Genomic DNA, 26,212 nt, shown 5'->3' with positions numbered 1-26,212 from the left:
GGGGCGGGTTGCCCTGTGGCGCCGTTCCATGCTTTAGCCGCCCGCGACCACCTTTCCACGGACTCAGGGGTAGCAACACGCCATGAACATCCACGAATATCAGGCCAAGGAAGTCCTCGCGAAGTTCGGCGCGCCCGTGCCGATCGGCTTCCCGGCATTGACGGTGGAGGAGGCTGTCGAAGCGGCCGGCAAGCTCCCCGGGCCGCTGTTCGTCGTGAAGGCGCAGATCCACGCCGGCGGGCGCGGCAAGGGCAAGTTCAAGGAACTGGCCGCCGACGCCAAGGGCGGCGTGCGCCTGTCCAAGTCGCTCGACGAGGTGAAGGCCAACGCCGCCGACATGCTCGGCAACACGCTCGTCACCATCCAGACGAGGGACGCCGGCAAGCAGGTGAACCGCCTGTACGTCACCGACGGCGCCGACATCGCCAAGGAATATTATCTCTCGATGCTGGTCGATCGCGCCAGCGGCCGCATCGCCATGGTCGTCTCGACCGAGGGCGGCATGGACATCGAGACCGTCGCCCACGACACGCCCGAGAAGATCCAGTCGATCACGATCGATCCGGCCGAGGGTTTCCAGCCGCACCACGGCCGCGCCGTCGCCTTCGCGCTGAAGCTGACCGGCGATCTCAACAAGCAGGCGATCGCCGTCGCCAAGTCGCTGTACGAGGCGTTCGTCGCGACCGACATGGAGATGCTCGAGGTCAACCCGCTGGTCGAGACGACCGACGGCAAGCTGCTGGTGCTGGACGCCAAGGTGTCGTTCGATTCGAACAGCCTGTACCGCCACCCGGACATCTTCGCGCTGCGCGACGAGACCGAGGAGGATCCCGCCGAGGTCGAGGCATCGAAGTATGACCTGGCCTACATCAAGCTGGACGGCGACATCGGCTGCATGGTCAACGGCGCCGGCCTCGCCATGGCGACGATGGACATCATCAAGCTCAACGGCGCCTTCCCGGCCAACTTCCTCGACGTGGGCGGTGGCGCCACCAAGGAGAAGGTGACGGCCGCGTTCAAGATCATCCTGAGCGATCCGGCGGTGAAGGGCATCCTCGTCAACATCTTCGGCGGCATCATGCGCTGCGACATCATCGCCGACGGCATCATCGCCGCCGCCAAGGAAGTGAACCTCTCGGTGCCGCTGGTCGTGCGCCTGGAGGGGACCAACGTGCAGCAGGGCAAGGATCTGCTGGCCAATTCCGGCCTGCCGATCGTCGCCGCCGACGATCTGGGCGATGCCGCCAAGAAGATCGTGGCGCAGGTGAAGCAGGCCGCGTAAATCCGCCAATGCGAAGCGAAGTTGCGGTTTGCAAATCCGCAACTTCGCATTTGCGTTCCAGCCCGATGGCGGGGAATGGCAAAAGCCAATCCCATCGGGTTTTCGGGCAGACCGTCAGGGTCGGTCGCTCGCCCACCTCTGGTTCTAGGAGAGATCGGTCATGAAGGTATTGGTGCCCGTGAAGCGGGTGATCGATTACAATGTGAAGCCGCGCGTGAAGATGGACGGTTCGGGCGTCGATCTTGCGAACGTGAAGATGTCGATGAACCCGTTCGACGAGATTGCGGTGGAAGAGGCGATCCGTCTGCGCGAGAAGGGTGTCGCGACGGAGGTCGTGGCGGTCTCGATCGGTGTGGCCAAGGCGCAGGAGACGCTGCGCACGGCGCTGGCGATGGGTGCGGATCGCGCGATCCTGGTGGTGAACGAGGGCGATGTCGAGCCGCTGGCGGTGGCCAAGATCCTGAAGGGCATCGTCGACGAGGAGCGGCCGGGTCTCGTGATCCTGGGCAAGCAGGCGATCGACGACGACAGCAACCAGACCGGCCAGATGCTGGCGGCGCTGACCGGGCGGCCGCAGGGCACCTTCGCCTCGAAGGTCGAGGTGTCGGGCGAGCAAGTGTCGGTGACGCGCGAGGTCGATGGCGGGCTCGAGACGGTGACGCTGGCGCTGCCGGCCATCGTGACGACCGACCTGCGCCTCAACGAGCCGCGCTATGCGAGCCTGCCGAACATCATGAAGGCCAAGTCCAAGCCCTTGGCGCAGAAGACCCCCGCCGATTACGGCGTGGACGTGACCCCGCGTCTCACGACGGTGACGGTGGTCGAGCCGCCCAAGCGGGTCGCCGGCGTGAAGGTCGCCGATGTCGATGAACTGGTGGCGAAACTGAAGAATATGGGAGTGGCGGCATGAGCGTCCTCGTCTGGGTCGAGCATGATGGCGGGGCCGTGAAGGACGCCACCTTGTCGGCCGTCACCGCCGCCGCCAAGCTGGGCGACGTCCATGCGCTGGTCGCGGGCGAGGGCGTCGCCGCCGTCGCCGATGCCGCCGGCAAGATCGCGGGCGTCGCCAAGGTGCTGCTCGCCGACGCCGCGGCCTATGCGCACGCGCTGCCGGAGAATGTCGCGCCGCTGATCGTCGGCCTGATGGGCGACCACGATGCCTTCGTGGCGCCGGCGACCTCCAACGGCAAGAACATCGCCCCGCGCGTCGCGGCGCTGCTCGATGTGATGCAGATCAGCGATATCCTCTCGGTCGAGAGCGCCGACACCTTCACCCGGCCGATCTACGCCGGCAACGCCATCGCCACCGTCAAGTCGAGCGATGCGAAGAAGGTCATCACCGTGCGCGGCACGGCGTTCGACAAGGCGGGCCGCGAGGGTGGCTCGGCCAGTGTCGAGGCCGTCTCGGGCGTGGGCGACAGCGGGCTCTCGACCTTCGCGGGCGCCGAGATCGCCAAGTCGGAGCGGCCGGAGCTGACCTCGGCCAAGATCATCGTCTCGGGCGGTCGCGCTCTCGGCAGCGAGGAGCAGTTCCACGCGGTGATCGATCCGCTGGCCGACAAGCTCGGCGCCGGTGTCGGCGCGAGCCGCGCGGCGGTCGACGCGGGCTATGCGCCGAACGACTATCAGGTCGGCCAGACCGGCAAGATCGTGGCGCCGGAAGTGTATGTCGCGGTCGGCATCTCGGGTGCGATCCAGCACCTCGCCGGCATGAAGGATTCGAAGACCATCATCGCCATCAACAAGGACGAGGACGCCCCGATCTTCCAGGTCGCCGACATCGGCCTCGTCGGCGATCTCTTCAAGATCGTACCGGAACTCACCGGCAAGCTCTGATCGGCCTGTTACGGATAGAGAAAAGGGCGCGGATCGAGATGTCCGCGCCCTTTTTTGTTCACGCGGAGGCGCGGAGAGAAGAAGGAAGAGTTTATCGGAACGTGGCTCCCGCAGGTTGGAGGATCGGGTTCGGCCGATGAGCCACGTCCCATCTCATTCCTTCTTCTCTCCGCGTCTCCGCGTGAACCGATCTTCCTTCTTCTTCCGAACCATCGTTCAAAAATCGATGGCGATGCCCTTCGATTCCCAATCGCCGTAGCGCACCGGATCGACGCCCTGCCGGTTGGCGTAGGAGGGTTCGTCCGGGTCGCGCGCCACATCCTCGGGCACGGGCACGGGGGGGCTGGGGCTGAGATTAGCCGGCGGCTTCACATGGGGCGGGCGTTGGCCCGGCTGGCGCGTCATCAGGTGCCTCCGATCTGGAGCGATTGATTTAGGCCGATGGCCTTCCCACATCAACGCCCGGAGAGGGTTCACGGGTTTCAGCCGCAATATGAATCGCTTACGCACCACGATGTTGCTCGCCACGATGACGGCGCTGTTCATGGCGCTCGGCCTGACCCTGGGCGGGCCGAGCGGCGCGGTGATCGCGCTGGTCGTGGCGGCGGGGATGAACCTCGTCACTTTCTGGAACGCCGATCGCATCGTGCTGTCGATGCACGGCGCGCGTGAAGTGGACCGCCGGTCCTGCCCCGAACTGGTCGGGCTGGTGCACGATCTGGCCGACCGCGCCGGCCTGCCCCACCCGCGTGTCTATGTGATCGATTCGCCCCATCCCAACGCCTTCGCCACCGGGCGCGACCCGGCGCACGCCGCCGTCGCCGCGACGACGGGCCTGCTCGGCCTGCTGACGAAGGAGGAGATCGCCGGCGTGATGGCGCACGAATTGGGCCATGTCCGCAACCGCGACACGCTCGTCATGACGATGACCGCGACGATCGCGGGCGCCATTTCGATGCTCGCCAATTTCGGGTTGATGTTCGGCGGCGGGCGCGATCGGCAGGGGATGGTGGCCGGGCTGCTGGCGGTGCTGGTGGCGCCCTTCGCGGCGATGATCGTGCAGCTCGCGATCAGCCGCCACCGCGAATATGGGGCCGACAAGGCCGGCGCCGAGATTTCGGGCAACCCGCGCGCGCTGGCCTCGGCGCTGGCCAAGCTCTCCGAAGCGGCGGCGCGCATCCCCAATCCGGTGACGCGACGCCTGCCGGCGACGGCGCAGCTGTATATCGTGCCCGGCGGCGACGGCGACAGCCTGTTCGCCACCCACCCCGCGACCGCCAACCGCATCGAGGCGCTGCGCCGGATCGCCGAGACGATGCCCGCGCCGGCGATCGGCCGGCCCGCCGCTCCGGCGCGCCGCTCCGCGCTGCGCCCGATGGCCTCGCCGGCACCATCGCGTCCGCGCCGGACGAGCGCGCTCGATCCGAACCGCTCGCGCTGATAGAGGGGCGGGCGTGACCCGACCCCTTACCGCCTGATGGCCGACACCGATCCCCCCGGCACCGCCGCCCGCCGCGCCGCGCTGCGCCTGCTCGACGCGGTTCTCCGCAAGGGCCTGCCGCTGGAAAGCGCGCTGGCGTCGGCCACGCGCGACATCGAGCGCGGCGACGACCGCGCCTTCGCCCACGCCATCGCCGCCGAGGTGCTGCGCCGTCTGCCCGATCTGGATGCGCTGATCGACGGCGCGACCGCCAAGCCGCTGCCCGACGACGCCAAGGCGCGCACCGCGCTGCGCATCGCGCTGATCCAGCCGCTGGCGCTCGGCACGCCGCAACATGCCGCCATCTCGACGGTGCTGCCGCTGGTCGATGGCGGCCCCAAGCGGCTGGTGCATGGCGTGTTCGGCAGCCTGATGCGGAGCGGCGCGCAACTGCCCCCCACCCCCTCGCTGCCCGCCGCCGTCGCGCTGCGCTGGGCGGAAGCGTGGGGCGACGGCATGGCCGAGGCCGCCGCGCGGGCGATCGCCGCGCCGCCGCCGATCGATATCACCTTGCGCGATGCCGGGCGCGATCCCGCCGTCACTGCCGAATGGGCCGAGCGGCTGGAGGGCGTGAGCCTCGCCCCCGGCCATGTCCGCATCCCCGCCGGATCGTCGGTGCCCGACCTGCCCGGTTACGCCGACGGCGCCTGGTGGGTGCAGGATATCTCCGCCACTTTGCCCGCGCGCCTGCTGGGCGTCGGCAAGGGCCGCCATGCGATCGACCTGTGCGCCGCGCCCGGCGGCAAGACGCTGCAACTGGCGGCCGCCGGCTGGTCGGTGCGCGCGATCGATCTGGTCGAGGCGCGGCTGAAGCGGGTGCGCGAGAATCTTGCCCGCACGCGGCTCCAGGCCAAATGCGTCACCGCCGACGCGCTGACCTTCGCGCCGCCCGAGCCGGTCGATGCGGTGCTGCTCGACGCGCCCTGTTCGGCCACCGGCATCTTCCGCCGCCACCCGGACGTGCTGCACCGGGTGCGCCCGCGCGCGATCGAGGGACTGGCCGAGCGGCAGAGCGCGATGCTCGCCCGCGCCGCCGACGCGCTGAAGCCGGGGGGCACCTTGATCTATTCGGTCTGCTCGCTGGAGCCCGCCGAGGGCGAGGGCGTGACCGACGCTTTCTTGGCCAGCCATCCCGGCTTCATCGCCGATCCGGTGGCGCAAGAGGAATTGCCCGAGGGTTTCGCGCCCGACGCGGCCGGTCGGGTGCGGGTGCTGCCGGGCACGCTGGCGGACGCCGGTGGGGCCGATGGCTTCTTCGTGGCGCGCTTCCGCAAGGGCTGAGGTAGTTTTTGTTGTCCGCCTCACGGCGGAGGGCGGCACCGGCCCGCTCCCCCACCCGGCCTCCCATAGCATATCCTGAATGGGTGGCCGGGTGGGGGAGCGGGCTGGTGCCGGATTGAAATGCGATCTTCCTCGCATTTCAAACAAACGGCCACGCCTTTCCTACAGCCACCTTGGCCGCTATGGGCGCGGCCATGACCGATTATCGCCCCGACCCCGCCCTGCTCGCCAAGGCCGAGACGCTGACCGAGGCGCTGCCCTATCTGCAGCGCTACGCCGGCTCCACCTTCGTGGTGAAATATGGCGGCCACGCGATGGGCGACCCGGAGCTGGCGCGCGACTTCGCCGAGGATGTCGTGCTGCTGAAGGCGGTCGGCATCAATCCGGTGGTGGTGCACGGCGGCGGGCCGCAGATCGGCGCGATGCTGAAGGCCAGCGGCGTGGAGAGCAAATTCGTCGATGGGCTGCGCGTGACCGACGAGGCGACAATGAAGGTCGCCGAGATGGTATTGTCCGGCCAGATCAACAAGGAAATCGTCGCCTGGATCGCCCGCGCCGGCGGCCGGGCGGTCGGCATTTCCGGCAAGGACGGCCGGCTCGTCACCGCGACCAAGATGAAGCATCCGACCCACGATCTGGGCCTCGTCGGCGAGATCGACCATGTCGATACCACGGTGCTGGATACCATCTCCAGGGCGGGGATGATCCCGGTGGTCGCGCCGATCGGCATCGGCAAGGATGGCGAGAGCTACAATATCAACGCCGACACGATGGCGGGCTTCCTGGCGATCGCGACGGGCGCCGAGCGGCTGTTCCTGCTGACCGACGTGGCCGGCGTGCTGGACAAGCAGAAGGCGCTGCTGACCGATCTGACGCCGAGCCAGATCAACCTGCTCCAGACCGACGGCACGATCTCCGGCGGCATGATCCCGAAACTCCAGACCTGCATCGACGCGGTCGAGGGCGGGGTGGACGCCGCCGTCATCCTCGACGGGCGGGTGCCGCACGCGATGCTGATCGAGATCTTCACGAAGCAGGGCGCGGGCACGCTGGTGCGGCTGGGCTAGACGGGCTTACCGCGCCGGCAGCAGCCGTATCTCGTACAGCTTGCTCCACAGCTTGCCCGTCACGAACAGCCGGTCGCCCTTGGCGTCATAGGCGATGCCATTCGCCACATCGTCCTGGCTTGACTGCTGCTGCGCCACCACCGGCGACAGATCGATCCACGCCTTCACCTTGCCGGTCGCCGGATCGATGCGGGCGATGCGGTCGGTCATCCAGATGTTGGCGAGGATATCGCCCTTCACATATTCCAGCTCGTTGAGATTCTGCACCGGCACGCCGTCCGCCGTCACCGTCACGCGCCGCTTGATGCGGAAGGTGACGGGATCGAGGATGCGCAGCACCGGCGTGCCGTCGCTCATCACCAGCTCGCGATCGGTGCGGGTCAGCGACCAGCCCTCGCCGGGGTAGGTGAATTTCCTGCCCCGCTTCAGGCTGGCGAGGTTCCAGCGGAAGCCGAAGCCGTTGCGCCAGGTGAGGCTGACGATCTCGTCCTTCCAGTCGACGATGCCCTCGCCGAACAGATTGGGCGGCAGGGCGACGCGCGCCAGAACCTTGCCGTCTTCCAGCCGATAGCGGCGGATATCCGATCGTCCCTCCAGCCCGGTGCTTTCGAACATCATCCCGTCGCGGAAGAAGAGCCCTTCGGTGAAGGCGCGCGTGTCGTGCGGATAGGCTTTCACCACCTGGATCACCTGCACCGGCACACGGGCGGCCAGCGGCGCGGAGACGAACGCGACGGCGGCGAGCAGCAACCCCCGCCGCATCAGCCCAGCACCACCCAGGCCGGCACATGGTCGCTCGCCTTCTCCCGGCCGCGCACATGCTTGTCGACGCCCGAATCGACCAGCCGGTCGGCGGCGGCGGGGCTGAGCATCAGATGATCGATGCGGAAACCCGCGTCGCGCTGCCACGCGCCCGCCTGATAATCCCAGAAGGTGTAGAGCGCGCCGCGCGGCTGGCGCACGCGCAGCCCGTCGGTCCAGCCGGCCGCCTTCATCCGGCGAAACGCGGCCTGCGATTCGGGCTGGAGCAGCGCATCGCTCGCCATCGCCCGCACCGAGAAGGTGTCGTCATGCGTCGAGGCGGGGATGACGTTATAATCGCCCGCCAGCACCACCGGCACCTCGGCCGCGAACAGGTGGGCGGCATGATCGAGCAACCGATCGAACCAGGCGAGCTTGTAGTCGAACTTGGGACCGGGCTGGGGATTGCCGTTGGGCAGATAGATCGACGCCACGATCACCCCGTCGATCGCCCCCTCCAGATAGCGGCTGTGCGACGGATCGGGATCGTCGGGCAGGCCGCGCCGCGTCTCGATCGGCACCTGCCCTTTCGCGAGGATCGCGACGCCGTTGAACCCCTTCTGCCCATGCCAGATCGCGCCATAGCCGGCCACCTCGATATCGGCGGCGGGAAAGGTCTCGTCGCTGGTCTTCAGTTCCTGAAGGCACACCACGTCGGGCTCCGCCTCGGCGAGATATTCGAGCAGGCGGGGGAGGCGGGACTTGATCCCGTTCACGTTGAAGGTCGCGATCTTCATGGCGCGGGTTTAGGCCGCGCGCCGCCGTTCGTCATGCGGAGAAATGCGGGGTGAATCCGCTACTCGGTTACTTCAGCGCGGCGCAGGCCCGCTGGATGCGCTCGCACGCCTCGGTCAAGGTCGCTTCCGACAAAGCGTAGCTGACGCGGAAGGCCGGCTCCAACCCGAAGGCCGCGCCGTGGACGGCCGCGACCCGCGCGTCGTCGAGGAAGTAATCGATCAGGGCCTCGTCGTTGGTGATCGTCTGGCCGCCCAGCGTCACCTTGCCGATCAGGCCGGAGACGTCGGGATAGACGTAGAAGGCGCCTTCTGGGCGGGGGCAGACGATGCCGGGGGCCTGGTTGAGCATCGACACCACCAGATCGCGGCGCGACTGGAAGGCCTTCGCGCGCTCCTTGAGGAAATCCTGCGGGCCGGTCAGCGCCGCCACCGCCGCCGCCTGCGCGATCGAGCAGGGGTTGGAGGTGGATTGCGACTGGAGCTTGGCCATCGCCTTGATGAGCGGCGCCGGGCCGCCGGCGAAGCCGATGCGCCAGCCGGTCATCGAATAGGCCTTGGAGCAGCCGTTGACCGTGAGGGTGCGGGCGTACAGCTCGGGGCAGACCTGGGCGATCGTGGCGAACTGGAAATCATCGTACAGGATATGCTCGTACATATCGTCGGCCATCACCCAGACGTGGGGGTGGCGCAGCAGCACCTCGCCGATCGCCCGCAGTTCGTCGGCCGAATAAGCGGCGCCCGTGGGGTTGGAGGGCGAATTGAGCAGCAGCCACTTGGTGCGCGGGGTGATCGCCGCCTCGATCTGGGCGGGCTGGATCTTGTATTCCACGTCCACGCCGGCCGACACGATCACCGGCGTGCCGCCGGCGAACTGGACGATATCGGGATAGCTGACCCAGTAAGGCGCCGGGATGATGACCTCGTCGCCCGGATTGATCGTCGCGACGAAGGCGTTGAACAGGGTGTGCTTGCCGCCCGCGTTCACGCTGATCTGGTTGGGGGCGTAATCGAGGCCGTTGTCGCGCTGGAATTTCAGCGCGATCGCCGCCTTCAGCGCGGCGGTGCCGTCGACATTGGTGTAGCGCGTCTCGTTGTTGCGGATGGCCGCGATGGCGGCCTCCTTGATATGATCGGGCGTGTCGAAGTCGGGCTCGCCGGCGGAGAGCCCGATCACGTCGACGCCCTGCTGCTTCAGCTCCAGCACGCGCGAGGTCATCGCCAGGGTCGGCGAGGGCGTGATGCGGTCGAGCGCGTCGGAGATGAAGCTCATGATCGAAACCTTGTGCGGACGGGATAGAAAGGCGGGCGGGCTATAGCCCCAGCCGTTCCGACCCCGCAACCAGCCGCGCGGGGATGAGCCCACGCAATTGATTGCCGATGAAGAAGCCCTGCTTGAGATCGGCCGGGGTAAGATCGGCCTCCTCAGCCCGGCCGGCGCCGATCAGCGACGCGCGCAGCACGCCCGGCAGCAGCCCGCGCGACAGCGGCGGGGTGAGCAACGTCTCGCCGCGCTGGACGAAGAGGTTGGTGAAGCTGCCTTCGGTGAGGAAGCCCGCCGGATCGGTGAAGGCCACCTCGAAGCCGTCCGTCGCCTTGCGCGCGATATCGTAGAAGGCGCGGTCGCTGGTCTTGTGGCGGAGGCGGAAGTCGGCGGGATCGACCGGCAGCGGGGCGAGCGCGACGGAGACGCTGGCGGGGCTGCGCGGGATGGCGCTCACCTCGATCGCGATCGATCCGCGCGGCGACAGGCGCAGGCGGACGCAGCGCGCGTCGCGCAGCTTGAAGGTGGCGGCCTGCAATTCGTTGCGCGCGCCATGATGATCGAAGGTGAAGTCGAAAGCGGCGGCGCTGGCCTTCAGCCGGCCCATGTGGCGATCGAGTTCGAGCAGGCCGTCGTAAGGGTCGAAGCGCATCGTCTCGATCAGGTCGAACGGTTGCTGGCCGGCGGTGACGAAACCGGCCTTGGCCAGCGATTCGCGCCATTCCTCCGGGGCGACCGAATCGGCGACGATCCCCGATCCCAGGCCAAGCGTGGCGGTCATCGATTCTCCCTCCATGACCAACGTGCGGATAGCGACGTTGAAGGCGGCGTCCCCGCTGGGGTCGATCCGCCCGATCGAGCCGGTATAAGCGCCGCGCGGCCCCATCTCCACCGCGTCGATCACCTCCATCGCGCGGCGTTTCGGGGCGCCGGTGATCGATCCGCAGGGGAAGGCGGCGGCAAGCAGGTCGATCGCGTCATGGTCCGCGCCCAGCCGTGCCGTTACGGTCGAGGTCATCTGGTGGATCGTGGGATAGGTCTCGACCACGAAGAGATGCGGCACGGCGACGCTGGCGGGCTCGGCGATGCGCGACAGATCGTTGCGGAGCAGATCGACGATCATCAGATTTTCGGCGCGTTGCTTGGGATCGGCGGCGAGGGTGGCGGCGGCCTCGGCATCGGCGAGTGGGTTGCTCCCGCGCGTCGCGGTGCCCTTCATCGGGCGGGCGGTGACGCAGCCGGCCTCCACCGTGAAGAAGAGTTCGGGGGAGAGCGACAGCAGCCAGTGGTCGCCGGTCCACACCACCCCGCCCCACGGGGACAGCTGGGCGCGGCGCAGGCGGGCGTAGAGCGCGAGCGGATCGCCCGCCACGGCCACGTCGGCGGGGAAGGTGAGGTTCGCCTGATAGATGTCCCCGGCGGCGATCAGCGCCTGCACCCGATCGACGGCGGCGGCGTGGGCTGTGGCGTCGAGGCGGGGGCGCGGCGGGCCGGCCCAGGCGCCGGCGGGATCGGGCAGCAGCGCGGCGGTTTCGGCCGGGGTGATGTGGCGCGGCGCATCGAACAGGCCGAACCAGAGGAGCGGCGCGTCGGCGGGCGGCGGGGTGGTGGGGCCAACGAGGGCGTGCCCGGCCTCATAGGCGAGGTGGCCGGCGAGGTGGGCGCCTTGGCCGGAGGCGGCGCGGAGCCGGTCGAGCGCGGCGGGGACATCGCTGGCGCGGGTGGCGGTGATGATGGCGCTGGGCGCGGTGTAGAGGCGCGCGCCGCCGTCGGGCCGGGCGTCGTCGAGCAGGACGAAGGGAATGGAACAATCGATCATCGCGGGCGCCGGTGGCGAATCGGGCGGCGGGCCGCAATCGAAAACCGGGTGATTCGGGCGCGGCGGCAGGCGCCGGAAGTTGACGAAGTTGACGGCACGTCATCCCCCGACACGCTTCCCGCGAAGGTTCCGGCGGGTCGCGGATTGTAGGAAGCGGGCGAGAGGCTTCGCATGACGCTCCGGCAAGTGGCATATCGGGGGCGTGTAGGACAGCGGTTGTCGCGTTCCGTTCTGGCGGGTGGGCCCGCCTGGCGAGATGTCGGCTTTCGCCGGGTGACGATTTTGGGGGCGGTAGAGCGCCGCTCCCCTGTTGCCCCCCGCCGCGCGGCGGTCGATAGGGGAGGGATGACGACACCTCCGCTTCAGGCCGCGATCATTCCGGTGACCGCCTTCCAGCAAAATTGCACCCTGATCTGGTGCACCGCCACCATGAAGGGCGCCTTCATCGACGCGGGCGGCGAGATCCCCAAGCTGAAGGCGGCGGCGGCGCAGCACAAGGTGACGGTGGAGAAATTGCTCGTGACGCACGGCCATCTCGATCATTGCGGCGGCACGGCGGAGCTGGCGGCGGACCTGGGCGTGCCGATCGAGGGGCCGCAGGAAGAGGATCGCTTCTGGATCGCGAAACTCGCCGACGACAGCCGCAGCTTCGGCATCCCCGGCACGCCGTTCGAGCCCGATCGCTGGCTGGAGAATGGCGACACGGTGACGGTGGGGGAGCTGACCCTCGACGTCTATCACTGCCCCGGCCACACGCCGGGCCATGTCGTGTTCCACCATGCGCCGTCGAAGGTGGCGTTCGTGGGCGATGTGCTGTTCAAGGGATCGATCGGCCGCACCGATTTCCCGCGCGGCAATCATGACGATCTGATCGGGGCGATCACCGGGCGGCTGTGGCCGCTGGGCGGGGAGACGGCGTTCGTGTGCGGCCATGGCCCGATGTCCACCTTCGCGCACGAGCGGGCGAGCAATCCCTATGTGGCGGATCGGGTGCTGGCAGGGCGGTAGGCCGTCCAGTCGGTTTCCCTGTTCCTGCCTCCGCAGGAGCACGGTTATCGGACAATCAGAAGTAGGTGATCGCGGGCCCCGGCTGGAAGGCGAGGTAGATCGCCCACAGCGCCAGCCCGAGGGTGGCGAGCCAGGTCAGCAGGATGCCGGCCATGCGGAAGGGGTTGGGGGCGGGGCGCTCCAGGCCGAAGGGGTGGAGCAGGCGGCCCACGATCAGCGCGGCGCCCAGCGCCCACAGGCCGGCGGCATGGCCGACGCGCAATTCCAGCACCAGCATCAGCACCAGCGCGATCGGCACATATTCGTTGAAATTGGCGTGCGCCCGGCCGCGCTTGTGGAGCAGGCTGCCGTCGCCGCCATGGCCGTCCATCGTCCCGCCCTTGATCCGCACGGTCGCCACGCGCACCGACAGCCACAGGTTGAGCAAGGCGAAGGCGGCGGCGTAGAGCAGGGTGATCGAGGGCAGGGCGATCGTGGTCATGCGGGCGGGCTCTCTCGGCGGATCGGCGGAAGGCGGGCATCGCAGCGTTGCCGGCCGGTGGCAAGCGGGTTGCAACGCGACGCGGAATCGCTATAGGGCCTGACGCTTCCGACGAGCCTGACGGCAAGGGGTGCGGCGCATCGCGTCGTTGACCGGCCATCGACTCGTCGATTTCTTTTTTGAACGAATGGAATAGGTGCCGAGATGGCCGTCCCCAAGCGAAAGACCTCGCCTTCCAAGCGCAACATGCGCCGCAGCCATGACGCGCTGACCGTCGAGGCATTCCAGGAATGCCCGAATTGTGGTGAGCTGAAGCGTCCGCACAACCTGTGCAACGCCTGCGGCCACTATAACGGCCGTGAGGTCGTGAGCACCGAGGCCTGAGACGGGCCTGGCGGGGGCGATGACGGCCGGTAAACCCCTCATCGCGCTCGACGCGATGGGTGGCGATGGTGGCCCGGCGATGACGGTCGCGGGCGCGGCACGGGTCGCCGCCCGCGATCCCAACATCCGTTTCATCCTGTTCGGGGACGAAGGGCTGATCGCCGCCGAGGTCGCGCGCCACAAGGCGCTCGGCCCCTGTGTCGAGATCGTCCACGCGCCCGACGTGATTTCCGGCGAGGATCGGCCGAGCCAGGCGATCCGCCGCACCAAGACCACATCGATGGGGATGGCGATCCTCGCGGTGAAGGAAGGCCGCGCCGACGCGGCGGTCTCCGCCGGTAACACCGGCGCGCTGATGGCCATGTCGAAACTGGCGCTGCGCACGATGGCCGGCATCGATCGACCCGCGCTGGCCGGCATCCTGCCGACGCTCGGCAAGCACAACCTTGTGATGCTCGATCTGGGCGCCAACACCGAATGCGACGCGCGCAACCTGGCGCAGTTCGCGGTGATGGGGGCGGCCTATTCCAAGATCGTGATCGGCGTCGATCTGCCCCGCGTCCGCCTGCTGAACATCGGCAGCGAGGAGATGAAGGGCACCGACACGATCCGCGACGCCGCGCAGCTACTGCGCGAGGCCGAGCATCTGCACCTGAGCTTCGAGGGCTTCATCGAGAGCGACCGGCTGGGGCGCGGCGAGGCCGACGTGATCGTGACCGACGGCTTTTCGGGCAATATCGCGCTCAAGACGGTGGAGGGCACGGCGCGCTTCGTGACCGATCTGCTGCGCCGCGCCTTCACCTCCAGCTTCCGATCGAAGATGGGCTTCCTGCTGTCGAAGCCGGCGCTGCATCTGCTGAGGGTCCACCTCGACCCCAACAATTACAATGGCGCGGTCTTCCTCGGCCTCAACGGGCTGGTGGTGAAGAGCCATGGCGGCGCCAATCCGCACGGCATGGCCAACGCGATCGGCGTGGCCAAGAAGCTGGCGGCCGAGCGGATCGCCGATCGCATCGCCGAGGATCTGGCGCAGATCGCCACCAAGGCCGCCGCGTGAGCGGACGGCTGCGGAATGTCGTGATCGCCGGATCGGGATCGGCGCTGCCGGCGCGTCGCGTGTCCAATGCCGAGCTGGCGGAGACGGTCGACACGTCCGACGAGTGGATCGTCGAGCGCACCGGCATCCGCTTCCGCCATATCGCGGGCGAGGGCGAGACGACCGGCACGCTCGCGCGCGACGCCGCGACCCGCGCGCTGGAGGCGGCGGGCATCGCGGCGGAGGATGTCGGCCTGATCGTGCTGGCGACCGCCACCCCCGACCAGACCTTTCCCTCCACCGCCACCAAGGTGCAGGAGATGCTCGGCATCCGCGATTGCGTCGCGTTCGACGTGCAGGCGGTCTGCTCGGGCTTCCTCTACGCTTTGTCGGTGGCCGAGAGCATGATTCGCGGCGGGACGGCGGATACCGCGATCGTGATCGGCGCCGAGACGTTCAGCCGCATTCTCGACTGGGAGGATCGCACGACCTGCGTGCTGTTCGGCGATGGCGCGGGTGCCGTGGTGCTGAAGGCGGAAACGCCGGCCGAGGGCGATGTCCCGCGCGGCGTGCTGGCGGTGAAGCTGCACGCCGATGGGCGGCACAATCAATTGCTCTATGTCGATGGCGGCCCCTCGACCACGCAGACCGTGGGCAAGCTGCGCATGAAGGGGCAGGAGGTGTTCCGCCACGCTGTTACCAACCTCGCCAGCGTGCTCGGCGAGGTGATGGATCTGGCCGGCTTGCCGACGAGCGAGATCGACTGGCTGGTGCCGCACCAAGCCAACCGCCGCATCCTCGACGCCACCGCACGCAAGCTGGGGCTTTCGCCCGATCGGGTGGTGGTGACGGTGGACGAGCATGCCAACACGTCGGCCGCGTCGGTGCCGCTGGCGTTCGATCAGGCGGTGCGCGACGGCCGCATCCAGCGCGGGCAGCTTGTCGTGTTCGAGGCGATGGGTGGCGGCTTCACTTGGGGCGCGGCGGCCGTTCGGTATTGATCGCGGCTCATTGGCTCCCCGGATTTCCACGACTTTTCTTTTCGCTGGCAAAACGATAGGCTAACTCCCCGTAAGAACAGGCGGAGATTCGTGAGCATGGCGGCCACAGGTACATTGACCCGCGCGGATCTCGCCGAGGCGCTGCATCGCGACGTGGGCCTGTCGCGGGCCGAATCGGCGACCTTCGTGGAGCAGGTGCTGGCCCATATGTGCGGCGCGCTGGCGCGGGGCGAGAATGTGAAGATTTCCGGCTTCGGCAGCTTCGTGCTGCGCGAGAAATCCGAGCGGATCGGGCGCAATCCCAAGACCGGCGTGGAAGTGCCGATCGCGCCGCGCCGGGTGCTCACCTTCCGCGCCAGCCAGTCGATGCGCGACGACATCATCGACGCCGGCTGAACAGGGAGCGCGGGCCGGTGGCGGAGAAATCGGAAGGCGCCTTCCGCACCATCGGTGAGCTGTCCGCCGAACTGGGCGTGCCGCAGCATATCCTGCGCTATTGGGAAACGCGCTTTCCCCAGCTGAAGCCGCTCCAGCGCGCGGGCAACCGCCGCTATTATCGCCCGGCCGACGTGGCGCTGGTGCAGCGGATCAACCGCCTGCTCAACCAGGAAGGCTATACCGTTCGCGGCGTGCAGAAGCTGCTCGCCGGCGGCGCGGCCGAGCCGGCCACGGTCGAGGCTGCCGTGCCACCACCCGCAGCGCCCCTCCCTGCCACGGCCGACGCTCCCACCACCGACCGTAAGGCACTCGCCCAGGTGCGTGACGCGCTCGCCCGGCTGCTGGCCGATGACGCCCCCGGCCATCTCTGACGGCGTGACCGACGGCCCGGCCCGGCGCACGATCGACGTGCCGGGGCTGCGGCTGGCGGTGCATCTGTGGGGCGACCCCGCCAAGCCACCGCTGATCCTGCTCCATGGCGGGCGCGATCACGCGCGCAGCTGGGATCGGGTCGCCCGCGTGCTGGCGGATCGCTATTCCGTGGTGGTGCCCGATCTGCGCGGGCATGGCGAGAGCGACTGGCATCCGTGCGGCCGCTATCCGATGGAGGAATATGTCCTCGATCTGGCGACGATCGTGGACGATATGGGGCTCGCCCCGGTAACGATCGTGGCGCATTCGCTGGGCGGCAATATCGCGATCCGCTATACCGGGGCCTTGCCCGGAAAGGTGCGGCGGCTGGTCGCGATCGAGGGGCTGGGCTTCTCGCCGAAGCAACTCGCCAAGCGCGACGCGGAGACCGCGCCCGAACGGCTGCGCGACTGGATCGAGCGGACCCGCGCGACCGAGGCGAAACCCGCCCGCCGCCCCGCCGATCTCGCCGACGCGATGGCGCGGCTGGCCGAGGCCAATCCGGGGTTCGACGCCGATCTGATCCGCCACCTTGCCGTGCATGCGACGCGGGTGGCCGAGGATGGCGCGCTGATGTGGCGGCACGACCGGCGCATCCTGTCGGTCGCGCCGTTCGAGGCATCAGCGGCGCAGCAGCATCAATTGTGGGGCGCGATCACCTGCCCGACCTTGCTGATCTACGGCACCGCCAGCGGCGCCTCCAACCCGCTGACCGACGGGCGAGCGGAGAAGATGCCGGCGGCGCGGGTCGCGCTGATCGAGGGCGCCGGCCATTGGGTGCAGCACGACCGGCCCGAGGCCTTCATGGCCGTACTGGAGGATTTCCTGGCCGAAGGGTGAGGGCGACTTTACTGCGGGTTGTCGGCGGTGCCGCCGCTGCGGCCGGAGGCGCCTACCGAGCCGATGTTGCCGAACAGTTCCTGGAAGAAGCTGCGGTTGCGGCCGAGGGTGGGCGTCTTGCCGCCCGCCGGGCTGATCGAGGCGACCCGCTCCAGCCCGGATTTGCCGACGCTGGTGACGTTGCCGGTCGAATCGAACTTCACCGTCATCAGCATCTGCGTGACGGGGCGGGGATTCGAGAAAGCGAGCTGGCGGGTGTCGCGGGCGAGGTAATACCAGTCGCTGCCGCCGTCGAACTGGCTGCGCAGGGTCGGGTTGCCGAGCGTCTTGGCGACCGAATCGCGATTGTCCACGCCGGGGCGGACGGTATCGATCAGGGTGCTGTCGACGACATAGCCCTTGTGGTCGCGGATGCGCGTGCAGCCGCCGGCCAGCACCAGCGCGGCGAGCGCCACGCCATGGAAAGCCCGGTGGACCAGAAGTGCGGCCATTTCGCGTCTTGCTCCCGATAAGCGACAGGGGCAGGACACGCCGCCGGAACCGCCCGGACTTGCGCCACCGCCCGCCTGCCTCAATATGCGGCGGCGCGGCCGGGGGCAAGCGGCGCGCTCCCCCATCGGAAGGCCCTGAGGAATCCCCATGTCGATCGTCGCCAAGCTGTTCGGCCGCTCGCGCCCGAGGGACCGGCTCCTGCCGCTATATCATGCCGTCGTGGCGGAAGCGCGCCAGCCGCACTGGTATCGCGAGGGGCAGGTGCCTGACACGGTCGACGGCCGGTTCGACATGGTCGCGGCCGTCCTGTCGCTGGTGCTGATCCGCATGGAGCGCGAGGGGGACGCCGCGCGATCCGAACAGGCGCTGCTGACCGAATTGTTCGTGGACGACATGGACGGGCAGCTGCGCGAGCAGGGCGTGGGCGACGTGGTGGTCGGCAAGCATGTCGGGCGGATGATGGGCGCGCTGGGCGGCCGGCTGACGGTCTATCGCGCGGGGCTCGCCGATGCAGCCGCGTTGCGCGGCGCGGTGCGGCGCAATCTCTATCGCGAGGCGGCGGTTTCGGATGAGGCGGTGACGCACAGCGTGGAAGGGTTGCAGGCGTTGAGCGCGCGGCTGGTGGCGCTGCCGCTGGACGCGCTGCTGGCGGGACGCATGGCATGACGATGGCGCCGGAATTTCCACGCCCGCTGCGGCTGGATACGCTGGGCACGGCGCCGCGCGCGGTGTCGATCGTGGCGGAGGCGGGCGAGCGTGCCGCGCTGGCCGAGCGATTCGGCCTGATTTCGCTCGATGCGCTGGCGGCCGAGGCCGAGGTACGGCGCGAGGGCGACGACGTGTTCGCCGACGGGCGGGTGCGCGGATCGGTGGTGCAGGCCTGCGTCGCGAGCGGGGAGCCGGTGCCGGCGGTGATCGACACGCCCTTCCGCCTGCGCTTCGTGCCGGAGGGGGCGGCGCCGGAGGCCGACGAGGTGGAGCTGGACGCCGATGATTGCGACGTGGTCGATTATGCCGGGCAGGCGGTCGATCTGGGCGAGGCGGTGGCCGAGACCCTGTCGCTGGCACTCGATCCCTTCCCGCGCAGCCCGGATGCCGAGGCGGTGCTCAAGGCGGCGGGGGTGAAGAGCGAGGAGGAGGCGGTCGCCGAGGCGAGCCCGTTCGCGAAGCTGAAGGGGCTGCTGGGGGAGTGACTTGATATGTGCTCCGGCGAAAGCCGGAGCCCAGGGTGGTCAGGCGATGCGCCCGGTAACCCTGGGCTCCTGCCTGCGCAGGAGCACCGAGGCTAAATCACGAAAGCGTGGACTTGGTCTTGCCCTTGGCGGCCTTGTCGGCCTCGATCGCCTCGAGGATGATCTGCTTGGCTTCCTCGACATTGCCCCAATTGCCGATCCGCACCCACTTGGTCTTTTCCAGATCCTTGTAGTGGGTGAAGAAATGCTCGATCTGCTGCATCACGATCTCGGGCAGGTCCGAGCTTTCGTTGATCTTGCTGTAGTACGGGAAGGTAGCGTCGACCGGGACGGTCAGCAGCTTCTCGTCGCCGCCGGCCTCGTCTTCCAGCTTCAGCACGGCGATCGGGCGCACGCGGACGACCGAGCCGGGGATGAAGGGCGAGCGGGCGATCACCAGCGCGTCGAGCGGATCGCCATCGGGCGACAGCGTGTGCGGCACGAAGCCGTAGTTCGCCGGATAGCGCATCGGCGTGTGCAGGATGCGATCGACGAACAGGGCGCCGGAGGCTTTGTCGAACTCATACTTCACCGGTTCGCCGCCGATCGGCACCTCGATGATGACGTTGAGTTCGTGCGGCGGGTTCTTACCCGTGGGGATGAGGTCAATGTTCATGGTGCGGCGCAGTAAAAGCGCCTTATCGTTGCGGTCAAGTGACAAGAGGGCCAAGACGCTAGGAATCGGCGCGCAAACCATTAGGTAGCGGGCCACATGAGCAAGGTTGTTACGCCGCAGGCGATCCGCGGCACGCAGGATATCTTCGGGGACGATGCCGAGCGGTTCGGCCGGGTGACGGCGGCGTTCGATCGGGTGCGGCGGCTGTACGGCTTCCGCCGGGTCGAGATGCCGGTGTTCGAGGCGACGGCGGTGTTCGCCCGCTCGCTCGGCGAGACGACCGACGTGGTCTCCAAGGAAATGTATTCGTTCGAGGATCGCGGCGGCGATTCGCTGACCTTGCGGCCGGAATTCACCGCCGGCCTGTGCCGCGCCTACCTCACCAACGGCTGGCAGCAGCACGCGCCGCTGAAGATCGCGACCCATGGCCCTGTGTTCCGCTACGAACGGCCGCAGAAGGGGCGCTTCCGCCAGTTCCACCAGCTCGACGCCGAGGTGATCGGCGCGGCCGAGCCGGCGGCGGACGTGGAATTGCTGGCCTTCGCCGATCAGCTTTTGAGTGAGTTGGGCATCGAGGGCGTGACGCTCCAGCTCAACACGCTGGGCGATTCGGAAACGCGCGAGGCGTGGCGCACGGCTTTGGTGGCGCATTTCGAGGCGCACCGCGACGCGCTGTCGGAGGACAGCCTGGCGCGGCTGGCGAAGAATCCGCTGCGCATCCTCGATTCGAAAGACCCGCGCGACCGGCCGATCGCCGATGCCGCGCCGAGCATCGACGCGCATATGTCGAGCGAGGCGGGCGCCTTCTTCGAGAAGGTGACGCGCGGGCTGGACGCGGCGGGCGTGGCCTGGACGCGCAACGCGCGGCTGGTGCGCGGGCTGGATTATTACCGGCATACGGCGTTCGAGTTCGTGACCGACCGGCTGGGCGCGCAGGGCACGGTGCTGGCCGGCGGCCGTTACGACGGGCTGATCGAGACGCTGGGCGGGGCGCATACGCCGGCAGTGGGCTGGGCGGCCGGGATCGAGCGGCTGGGGATGTTGCTGGATGCGGCGGTGGTGGAGACCGTCGCCGTGGCGGTGATCGCCGAGGGTCGTGAGCTGGAAGATGCCGCGCTTGGCATGGTGACGGCTTTGCGCCGCGCCGGAGTTTCGGCGGAACTGTTTGCCTCCGGCAGCCCCAAGAAGCGGTTCGATCGGGCGTTGAAGACCAATCCGGCGATGACCGTTTCCCTGAATGTGCGGGATGGCGTTGCCGGTCGATCCAGCCGGGTCGTGCATGGTGATGCGGTCGATCAGGCCATTGTTCAGCAAATTGTCGATCGGATCGAGCTGGGACCGGTGGCAGCGTGATGAAGGTGTATTGGTCAGGCCGTGCGGGTCGACACGATCAAGCCCTCCCCCTTGATGGGGGAGGGTTGGGTGGGGGTGAGCCCTCGACTGGGCACGCCGCCTGGGGCGGGCGTCACCCTCATCCTCCCACCAGCCTTTGGCTGGCGGGCCCCTCCTTCTCCTTCTCCCATCAAGGGAGAAGGGGTTCGCTTAAGCCCTCCCCCTTGATGGGGGAGGGTTGGGTGGGGGTGAACCCTCGGCTGGACGCAGCGTGTCGGGTGGGGTCACCCTCATCCTCCCACCAGCCTTTGGCTGGCGGGCCCCTCCTTCTCCCATCGAGGGAGAAGGGATTGGGGCGCTCGAGGCGGGCCGCATGACCACCATCCCCCCCGATCGGATCGCGCAGATCGAGGCGCGGCGGGATGAGCTGGCGGCGTCGATGGCGCGACCGGATCTGGCGGCCGACCAGTTCGTGAAGCTCTCCAAGGATTATGCCGAGATCGAGCCGGTCGCGCAGGCGGCCGGGCAGGTGCGGCGGTTCCGCGCCGAGATGGGCGCGCTGGCCCAAATGGTCGAGGATGAGGAGGGGGACGCCGACCTCAAATCCATGGCGGCCGAGGAACTGGCCGAGCTGAAGGAGAAGCTCGCCGCCGCCGACCGCACGCTGGCGCTGGCGCTGCTGCCGCGCGACGCGGCGGACGAAAGATCGGCGATCCTGGAAATCCGCGCCGGCACCGGCGGCGACGAGGCGGCGCTGTTCGCGGGCGATCTGCTGCGGATGTATTCGCGCTATGCCGAGGATCGCGGCTGGCGGGTCGAGCTGATGTCGGCCAGCGCGTCCGAGATGGGTGGATACAAGGAAGTGATCGTCTCGGTGACGGGGCAGGGCGTGTTCGCCCGGCTGAAGTTCGAGAGCGGGGTGCATCGCGTGCAGCGGGTGCCGGCGACCGAATCGGGCGGCCGCATCCACACCTCGGCGGCGACGGTGGCGGTGCTGCCCGAGGCCGAGGAGGTCGATATCCAGATCGACGACAAGGATCTCAGGATCGACGTCTATCGCTCGTCCGGGCCCGGCGGCCAGTCGGTCAACACGACCGATTCGGCGGTGCGCATCACCCATCTGCCGACCGGGCTGGTGGTGATCCAGCAGGACGAGAAATCGCAGCACAAGAACAAGGCCAAGGCGCTGAAAGTGCTGCGCGCGCGGCTGTACGAGGCGGAGCGCGACCGGCTGGCAGGCGAGCGGGCGGGAGCGCGGCGGTCCATGGTCGGTTCAGGCGACCGGAGCGAACGTATCCGCACCTATAATTTCCCGCAGGGCCGCGTGACCGACCATCGCATCAACCTGACCCTCCACCGCCTGCCCGAGATCATCGCCGGGGCCGGGCTGGAGGAGGTGACCGCCGCGCTGATCGCCGAGGACGAGGCGGCCCGGCTGGCGCAACTGGACGGCTGACCGGGATGCACGCCGCGCTCGCCTTGCTGATGCTCGCGGGACAAGCGATCCCGAACCTGGCGATCACGACGCCGACGCGCGCGGAAAAGCCGGTGGACGTGACGCCGGAAGACGAAGCGCCCGCCCCGCCGCAGGAGGTGCTGCGCGGACAGGTGGTGACGGCGATCCGCAATTGCGCGCAGCCCAAGTCCCCCGACGAGATCGTCGTCTGCTCGCGTGATCGCGGCGTGGCGGAGGCGTATCGCCTGCCCAAGCTCGATCCGCGCTACGATCCGGCGGTCGCGGGTCCGGCGCAGGGCGGGGTGGGATCGGGCGTGGCGCTGTCGGCGGGGAGCTGCTCGGCCTCGGGCTCGGCCGGGCAGACGGGCTGCTCGCTGGGCGAGGCGAACAGCTGGGGCCAGTGGAAGAAGCAGCGCAAGAAGGACGGCGAGAAATTCCCTTGGTGATAAGCGCCGCGATCCGCGACGCGGCGGCGCGGCTGGCGGCGGCGAGCGAGACACCGCGCCTGGATGCCGAACTGCTGATGGCGCATGCGCTGGGCGTGTCGCGCGAGGCGATTTTGCTGGGTGGCGCGGGCGACGCGGTGCCGGCGGACTATGCGGCGCTGGTGGCGCGGCGCGCGGGCGGCGAGCCGCTGGCCTATATCACCGGGCGGCGTGCCTTCTGGACGATCGAGCTGGCGGTGGCGCCCGGCGTGCTGATCCCGCGGCCGGACAGCGAGACGCTGATCGAGGCGGCGGTGGCGCATTTCGGGGCGGCCGGGCCGGCGCGGGTAATCGATCTGGGCACGGGATCGGGCGCTTTGCTGCTGGCCGCGCTCGACGAATGGCCACGGGCCACGGGGCTGGGGGTAGATCGCTCGGCGGCGGCGCTGACCATCGCGACGGCCAATGCGGCCCGGCTGGGGCTGGCCGATCGCGCGGCTTTTCAGGAAGGCGATTGGGCGGATGGGGTCGACGAGCGGTTCGACCTGATCCTGTGCAACCCGCCCTATATCGAAAGCGACGCGGTGCTGCCGCGCGATGTGGCGGAACATGAGCCGGCGAGCGCCTTGTTCGCGGGGGCCGACGGGCTCGACGATTACCGCCGCCTCGCCCCGCAGATCGCGCGCTTGCTGGCGCCCGGCGGCATCGGCTGCATCGAAATCGGCGCGATGCAGGGCTCGGCCGTGCGGGGGTTGATGGAGGCCGAAGGGCTCGCTACGGCCCTGAAAACCGATCTCGCCGGACATGACCGCTGTGTGACCGTGCAGACACGCTAATATACGACATTCCCCTTGGAATATGCCGCGCCAGCCTCTACATGGGTCTCACGACACGGGGCCTCTGTCTGGGGCAAGACAGCGCCCCCGTCCCGTACCTCCAATGTGCGTCGCCGGTGATACAGGCCGGCTTGCCGCGCGATGGTCGAGGATGAGCGCGGTGTGTTCGCCGCTGCCGTCCCCGCCATGGCCGCCGCGTATTTCAGGGCGGAGGATTTGGCTGCGCGACACGGTCGCCGGCCCGGAGGGCTACCCCGGACGATCCGGGCTAGGGAGTGCGTGATCGTCCCACCCATGACACCGAAGACGAGGATCTTGGTACTTTGATGAACAATCGGCAGAACGGCCGCCGTCGCGGCCGTGGCAACGGTGGCCAGCCTCCGCGTGGCGGCCAGTCGGGTGGCGGCGGCGATCGCGGCAACCGGATCGACAATCGGGCGCGCGGCAACGCGAGCCAGCTGTACGAGAAGTACAAGTCGCTGGCGCGCGACGCGCAGATGCAGGGCGATCGGGTCAACACCGAAAACTATCTGCAATATGCCGATCATTATTTCCGCGTCCTCAACGAAAGCCGCGCCCGCTTCGAGGAGCAGCGCCCCCGCCGCGACGATTATGCCGAGGGCGAGCAGGGCCGCGAGGACTATGACGCCGACGGCCAGGACGACGGCGAGGATTATGGCGACGGTGAGCAGCAGCAGCCCCGCCAGCGCGAATATGCCCGCGAAGGCCGCGACGATCGGGGCCAGCGCGACAACGGCCGCGAGGATCGCAACAATCGGGACGATCGCGGCAATCGCGAGGAGCGTGCGTCGCGCGACGATCGCCAGCCGCGCGAGACGCAGCAGCGCGAGGATCGCCCGCAGCGGGATACGCAGCAGCGGGACGGGCAGCCGCGCGAGGAGCGCCGCCCCCGCCGCGAATATCGCGAGCGGGAGCCGCGCGCCGAACAGCCGGTGACGACGGAAGCCGCGCCGGTCGAGACGGTCGCCGAAGCGGCGCCCGTGCCGGCGGCGCCCACCGCCGAGGAGCGCGGCCTGCGCCGTCGTCGTCCGCGCGCCGATGCCCGCCCCGCCAATGATGGCGATGGCGCGCCGGTCGAGCGGCTCGAGATCGATCGCCTGCCGCCGGCCTTCGCCGCCGAGCCGCGGGTCGAGCCGATTGCGGCCAACGTGCCCGCCAACGATGGCGAGGGTGCCGAGGAAAAGCCCCGCGTGCGCCGCACCCGCCGCCCGCGCGGCGAAGCGGCGGCCATCGCCGACGCCTGATCCCGACCGGATCGTTGGACAAGAAAAAGGCCGCCGGGCGATCCGGCGGCCTTTTTCGTATGCGATGGCCTTTGTGGTTCGTGGGGGGTCAGGTGACCGGCACGGGCGTCGGCCGTTGATTCCCGTCGAGTGCCACGAAGGTGAAGACACCGTTGGTCACCACCACCTCCTCATTCTCGTAACCCCGCGTCGCCACCACCTCGAGCCACACGGCGATGCTCGTCGTGCCCACCCGTTGGACATGGCCGTAGAGCGAGACGATGTCGCCGAGCAGGATCGGGCGGATGAAATGCATCGCCTCGATCGCGACGGTGGCAACCGGCCCGCGTGCCCGATCGCGCGCCAGGATGCCGCCCGCCACATCCATCTGCGACAGCACCCAGCCGCCGAAGATATTGCCGTTGATGTTGATATCGGCCGGGCGCGGCACCGCGCGCAGGATGGGGTCGCCGCGCGTCATTCCCGATCCCTGCCCGTCCATCTGTCCGCCTCCTCGTCATGGCCCGTCCCGGAGCTGAGGAACACCAGGCCCATCAGCCCGGTCCCCAGCAGGGTGGTCAGCCCTACGCCCAAGGCGGTGGCGATGGCCATATGCAAGGGGACCGGCCCGTGGGAACGCAGCCACAGCAGCGCCAGCGCGATGCAGATCGCCGCCACCAGCGCCATCCAGCGCATCACCCGCCGATAGCGGCCCCAGGCGAAGGCCGCGTAATCCGGATCGTCCAGCCCCCGCGGGTGCGGGCCCTCCGGCGGGCGGGATCCCGGATTGTTGCTCATCCCTTTCCTTTGATGGCGGAAGGTGGGATCATCAACCCGTTGGCCGGCATCAGACCGGCTTCACTGGAGAGAGAGGAGGCCGATTATGACGATCGCGGCAATTCTCGAAGCGCGTGACGCCCATATCATCAGCGTGAACCCCGAAGCGACCGTGCGTGAGGTCGTGGCCCTGCTCGCGGCGCAGCGCATCGGCGCGGTGCCGGTGGTGGAGGACGGCCGGGTGATCGGCATATTGTCCGAACGCGATATCATTCGCGGGCTGGCGGGCGAAGGCCCTGCGCTGCTCGATCGCGCGGCGGGCGAGGTGATGACCTCGCCGGTCATCAGCGTGGAACCGGGCCTGGAGCCGCTGGAAGGCCTGACGCTCATGACCCGCCAGCGGGTCCGTCATCTGCCGGTGATGGCCGGCGAGGCGATGATCGGCTTCGTGTCGATCGGCGATCTGGTGAAGGCGCGGATCGAGGCGATCGAGCGCGAGGCCGAGGCGATGCGGGTCTATATCCAGACGGCGTGAATCGCTTTTTCGCGGTCCGGGCCGGTGATTCCCGCGTGATTCTGCGCCGATTCGGCGGGTGGGCAGTCACTGACGGCTGCCCACGGCACCCGATAAGTACCAGA

General features: G+C 68.8%; 31 protein-coding genes. 21 read left to right on the top strand and 10 right to left on the bottom strand.

Translation table 11 applies throughout. The features are described 5' to 3' along the window. Window positions 1–82 precede the first annotated feature (82 nt). The 3 genes from sucC to PQ455_RS16295 all read left to right on the top strand — a co-directional run bounded on the left by sucC (window position 83) and on the right by PQ455_RS16295 (window position 3,118). Window positions 83–1,282, top strand: a complete 1,200-nt coding sequence (gene sucC / locus PQ455_RS16305; protein ID WP_273687186.1) for an ADP-forming succinate--CoA ligase subunit beta — start codon at window positions 83–85, stop codon at window positions 1,280–1,282. A gap of 160 nt (window positions 1,283–1,442) precedes the next feature. Then, window positions 1,443–2,192 carry an electron transfer flavoprotein subunit beta/FixA family protein gene (locus PQ455_RS16300; protein ID WP_273687185.1) on the top strand — a complete coding sequence of 250 codons (750 nt, stop codon included), beginning with the start codon at window positions 1,443–1,445 and terminating at the stop codon, window positions 2,190–2,192. After that, a complete protein-coding gene (locus PQ455_RS16295; RefSeq protein WP_273687183.1) occupies window positions 2,189–3,118 on the top strand; it encodes an electron transfer flavoprotein subunit alpha/FixB family protein in 930 nt (309 codons plus the stop codon). Before PQ455_RS16300 ends, PQ455_RS16295 begins: the two co-directional genes overlap by 4 nt. Before the next feature lie 216 nt (window positions 3,119–3,334). On the opposite strand, the gene PQ455_RS16290 is transcribed toward PQ455_RS16295, so the two are convergent. After that, window positions 3,335–3,523, bottom strand: a complete 189-nt coding sequence (locus PQ455_RS16290) for a DUF1674 domain-containing protein (RefSeq protein ID WP_273687181.1) — start codon at window positions 3,521–3,523, stop codon at window positions 3,335–3,337. Between the two features lie 88 nt (window positions 3,524–3,611). Between PQ455_RS16290 and htpX the strand changes: the two genes are divergently transcribed. From htpX to argB, 3 genes are all read left to right on the top strand, one after another. Then, window positions 3,612–4,559 carry a zinc metalloprotease HtpX gene (gene htpX, locus PQ455_RS16285; protein ID WP_273687179.1) on the top strand — a complete coding sequence of 316 codons (948 nt, stop codon included), beginning with the start codon at window positions 3,612–3,614 and terminating at the stop codon, window positions 4,557–4,559. Window positions 4,560–4,595: 36 nt separating this feature from the next. Then, on the top strand, window positions 4,596–5,879 hold the full coding sequence (locus PQ455_RS16280; RefSeq protein WP_273687177.1) for an RsmB/NOP family class I SAM-dependent RNA methyltransferase: 1,284 nt from the start codon (window positions 4,596–4,598) through the stop codon (window positions 5,877–5,879). Window positions 5,880–6,073: 194 nt separating this feature from the next. Continuing rightward, the gene (gene argB / locus PQ455_RS16275; protein WP_273687175.1) at window positions 6,074–6,946 is read left to right on the top strand and encodes an acetylglutamate kinase; all 873 of its coding nucleotides are present in this window, start codon (window positions 6,074–6,076) and stop codon (window positions 6,944–6,946) included. A gap of 6 nt (window positions 6,947–6,952) precedes the next feature. On the opposite strand, the gene PQ455_RS16270 is transcribed toward argB, so the two are convergent. From PQ455_RS16270 to pabB, 4 genes are all read right to left on the bottom strand, one after another. Beyond that, window positions 6,953–7,708: a glutaminyl-peptide cyclotransferase gene (locus tag PQ455_RS16270; RefSeq protein ID WP_273687173.1), complete on the bottom strand. Its 756-nt coding sequence runs from the start codon at window positions 7,706–7,708 to the stop codon at window positions 6,953–6,955. Next, the gene (gene xth, locus PQ455_RS16265; RefSeq protein WP_273687171.1) at window positions 7,708–8,484 is read right to left on the bottom strand and encodes an exodeoxyribonuclease III; all 777 of its coding nucleotides are present in this window, start codon (window positions 8,482–8,484) and stop codon (window positions 7,708–7,710) included. Before xth ends, PQ455_RS16270 begins: the two co-directional genes overlap by 1 nt. A 67-nt stretch (window positions 8,485–8,551) precedes the next feature. Further along, complete coding sequence (locus PQ455_RS16260; protein WP_273687169.1) at window positions 8,552–9,754, bottom strand: pyridoxal phosphate-dependent aminotransferase; 1,203 nt, start codon at window positions 9,752–9,754, stop codon at window positions 8,552–8,554. A gap of 40 nt (window positions 9,755–9,794) precedes the next feature. Beyond that, window positions 9,795–11,564, bottom strand: coding sequence for an aminodeoxychorismate synthase component I (pabB, locus tag PQ455_RS16255; RefSeq protein WP_273687168.1), 1,770 nt, complete (start codon window positions 11,562–11,564; stop codon window positions 9,795–9,797). Window positions 11,565–11,909: 345 nt separating this feature from the next. On the opposite strand from pabB, the gene PQ455_RS16250 reads away from it, so the two are divergent. Further along, window positions 11,910–12,572 (top strand): MBL fold metallo-hydrolase, encoded by a 663-nt coding sequence (locus PQ455_RS16250; protein ID WP_273687166.1) that lies wholly within the window; start codon window positions 11,910–11,912, stop codon window positions 12,570–12,572. A 55-nt stretch (window positions 12,573–12,627) separates the two neighbouring features. Here the strand turns inward: PQ455_RS16250 and PQ455_RS16245 are convergent, their stop codons facing one another. Continuing rightward, window positions 12,628–13,053: an MAPEG family protein gene (locus tag PQ455_RS16245; RefSeq protein ID WP_273687165.1), complete on the bottom strand. Its 426-nt coding sequence runs from the start codon at window positions 13,051–13,053 to the stop codon at window positions 12,628–12,630. A 204-nt stretch (window positions 13,054–13,257) separates the two neighbouring features. Between PQ455_RS16245 and rpmF the strand changes: the two genes are divergently transcribed. The 6 genes from rpmF (at window position 13,258) to PQ455_RS16215 (ending at window position 17,163) form a co-directional block, all read left to right on the top strand. Continuing rightward, window positions 13,258–13,437, top strand: a complete 180-nt coding sequence (gene rpmF, locus PQ455_RS16240; RefSeq protein WP_273687164.1) for a 50S ribosomal protein L32 — start codon at window positions 13,258–13,260, stop codon at window positions 13,435–13,437. Window positions 13,438–13,456: 19 nt separating this feature from the next. After that, window positions 13,457–14,494 carry a phosphate acyltransferase PlsX gene (plsX, locus tag PQ455_RS16235; RefSeq protein ID WP_273687162.1) on the top strand — a complete coding sequence of 346 codons (1,038 nt, stop codon included), beginning with the start codon at window positions 13,457–13,459 and terminating at the stop codon, window positions 14,492–14,494. Next, entirely contained in the window at window positions 14,491–15,474 is a 984-nt protein-coding gene (locus PQ455_RS16230) for a beta-ketoacyl-ACP synthase III (RefSeq protein ID WP_420542793.1), read from the top strand. The genes plsX and PQ455_RS16230 overlap by 4 nt, the downstream gene beginning before the upstream one ends. Window positions 15,475–15,570: 96 nt before the next feature. Next, window positions 15,571–15,870, top strand: coding sequence for an integration host factor subunit alpha (locus PQ455_RS16225; protein WP_273687160.1), 300 nt, complete (start codon window positions 15,571–15,573; stop codon window positions 15,868–15,870). A 17-nt stretch (window positions 15,871–15,887) separates the two neighbouring features. Next, the gene (locus PQ455_RS16220; protein ID WP_273687158.1) at window positions 15,888–16,283 is read left to right on the top strand and encodes a MerR family transcriptional regulator; all 396 of its coding nucleotides are present in this window, start codon (window positions 15,888–15,890) and stop codon (window positions 16,281–16,283) included. Beyond that, window positions 16,261–17,163, top strand: a complete 903-nt coding sequence (locus PQ455_RS16215; RefSeq protein ID WP_273687156.1) for an alpha/beta fold hydrolase — start codon at window positions 16,261–16,263, stop codon at window positions 17,161–17,163. Before PQ455_RS16220 ends, PQ455_RS16215 begins: the two co-directional genes overlap by 23 nt. Before the next feature lie 8 nt (window positions 17,164–17,171). Here the strand turns inward: PQ455_RS16215 and PQ455_RS16210 are convergent, their stop codons facing one another. Next, complete coding sequence (locus PQ455_RS16210) at window positions 17,172–17,654, bottom strand: outer membrane protein assembly factor BamE (RefSeq protein WP_273687154.1); 483 nt, start codon at window positions 17,652–17,654, stop codon at window positions 17,172–17,174. Window positions 17,655–17,802: 148 nt separating this feature from the next. On the opposite strand from PQ455_RS16210, the gene PQ455_RS16205 reads away from it, so the two are divergent. Both PQ455_RS16205 and PQ455_RS16200 read left to right on the top strand, forming a co-directional pair. Next, complete coding sequence (locus PQ455_RS16205; protein ID WP_273687152.1) at window positions 17,803–18,321, top strand: ubiquinol-cytochrome C chaperone family protein; 519 nt, start codon at window positions 17,803–17,805, stop codon at window positions 18,319–18,321. Next, window positions 18,318–18,848, top strand: coding sequence for a YceD family protein (locus PQ455_RS16200; RefSeq protein WP_273687150.1), 531 nt, complete (start codon window positions 18,318–18,320; stop codon window positions 18,846–18,848). Before PQ455_RS16205 ends, PQ455_RS16200 begins: the two co-directional genes overlap by 4 nt. A gap of 97 nt (window positions 18,849–18,945) precedes the next feature. Here the strand turns inward: PQ455_RS16200 and ppa are convergent, their stop codons facing one another. Continuing rightward, window positions 18,946–19,503, bottom strand: coding sequence for an inorganic diphosphatase (gene ppa / locus PQ455_RS16195; protein WP_273687148.1), 558 nt, complete (start codon window positions 19,501–19,503; stop codon window positions 18,946–18,948). Between the two features lie 96 nt (window positions 19,504–19,599). Here ppa and hisS point away from each other — a divergent pair, with 96 nt between their 5' ends. The 5 genes from hisS (at window position 19,600) to PQ455_RS16170 (ending at window position 24,817) form a co-directional block, all read left to right on the top strand. After that, the gene (gene hisS / locus PQ455_RS16190) at window positions 19,600–20,856 is read left to right on the top strand and encodes a histidine--tRNA ligase (RefSeq protein ID WP_273687146.1); all 1,257 of its coding nucleotides are present in this window, start codon (window positions 19,600–19,602) and stop codon (window positions 20,854–20,856) included. A gap of 352 nt (window positions 20,857–21,208) precedes the next feature. Further along, the gene (prfA, locus tag PQ455_RS16185; RefSeq protein ID WP_273687144.1) at window positions 21,209–22,291 is read left to right on the top strand and encodes a peptide chain release factor 1; all 1,083 of its coding nucleotides are present in this window, start codon (window positions 21,209–21,211) and stop codon (window positions 22,289–22,291) included. Window positions 22,292–22,296: 5 nt separating this feature from the next. After that, on the top strand, window positions 22,297–22,737 hold the full coding sequence (locus PQ455_RS16180; RefSeq protein WP_273687142.1) for a hypothetical protein: 441 nt from the start codon (window positions 22,297–22,299) through the stop codon (window positions 22,735–22,737). Next, complete coding sequence (prmC, locus tag PQ455_RS16175; protein ID WP_273691406.1) at window positions 22,737–23,552, top strand: peptide chain release factor N(5)-glutamine methyltransferase; 816 nt, start codon at window positions 22,737–22,739, stop codon at window positions 23,550–23,552. Before PQ455_RS16180 ends, prmC begins: the two co-directional genes overlap by 1 nt. Before the next feature lie 326 nt (window positions 23,553–23,878). Beyond that, window positions 23,879–24,817: a DUF4167 domain-containing protein gene (locus PQ455_RS16170; RefSeq protein ID WP_337958539.1), complete on the top strand. Its 939-nt coding sequence runs from the start codon at window positions 23,879–23,881 to the stop codon at window positions 24,815–24,817. Window positions 24,818–24,905: 88 nt separating this feature from the next. Here PQ455_RS16170 and PQ455_RS16165 read toward each other — a convergent pair whose 3' ends face one another. Together PQ455_RS16165 and PQ455_RS16160 are read right to left on the bottom strand one after the other, a co-directional pair. Beyond that, on the bottom strand, window positions 24,906–25,277 hold the full coding sequence (locus PQ455_RS16165; RefSeq protein WP_273687140.1) for an acyl-CoA thioesterase: 372 nt from the start codon (window positions 25,275–25,277) through the stop codon (window positions 24,906–24,908). Further along, entirely contained in the window at window positions 25,274–25,594 is a 321-nt protein-coding gene (locus tag PQ455_RS16160; protein ID WP_273687138.1) for a hypothetical protein, read from the bottom strand. The genes PQ455_RS16165 and PQ455_RS16160 overlap by 4 nt, the downstream gene beginning before the upstream one ends. Before the next feature lie 85 nt (window positions 25,595–25,679). Between PQ455_RS16160 and PQ455_RS16155 the strand changes: the two genes are divergently transcribed. Beyond that, on the top strand, window positions 25,680–26,108 hold the full coding sequence (locus PQ455_RS16155; RefSeq protein WP_273687136.1) for a CBS domain-containing protein: 429 nt from the start codon (window positions 25,680–25,682) through the stop codon (window positions 26,106–26,108). Window positions 26,109–26,212 lie beyond the last annotated feature (104 nt).

It is taken from the genome of Sphingomonas naphthae (assembly GCF_028607085.1).
GTDB classification, from domain to species: Bacteria; Pseudomonadota; Alphaproteobacteria; order Sphingomonadales; family Sphingomonadaceae; genus Sphingomonas_Q; species Sphingomonas_Q naphthae.
Note: the sequence above shows the minus strand (reverse complement) of the source record. Positions and strands in the feature narration are given on the sequence as shown.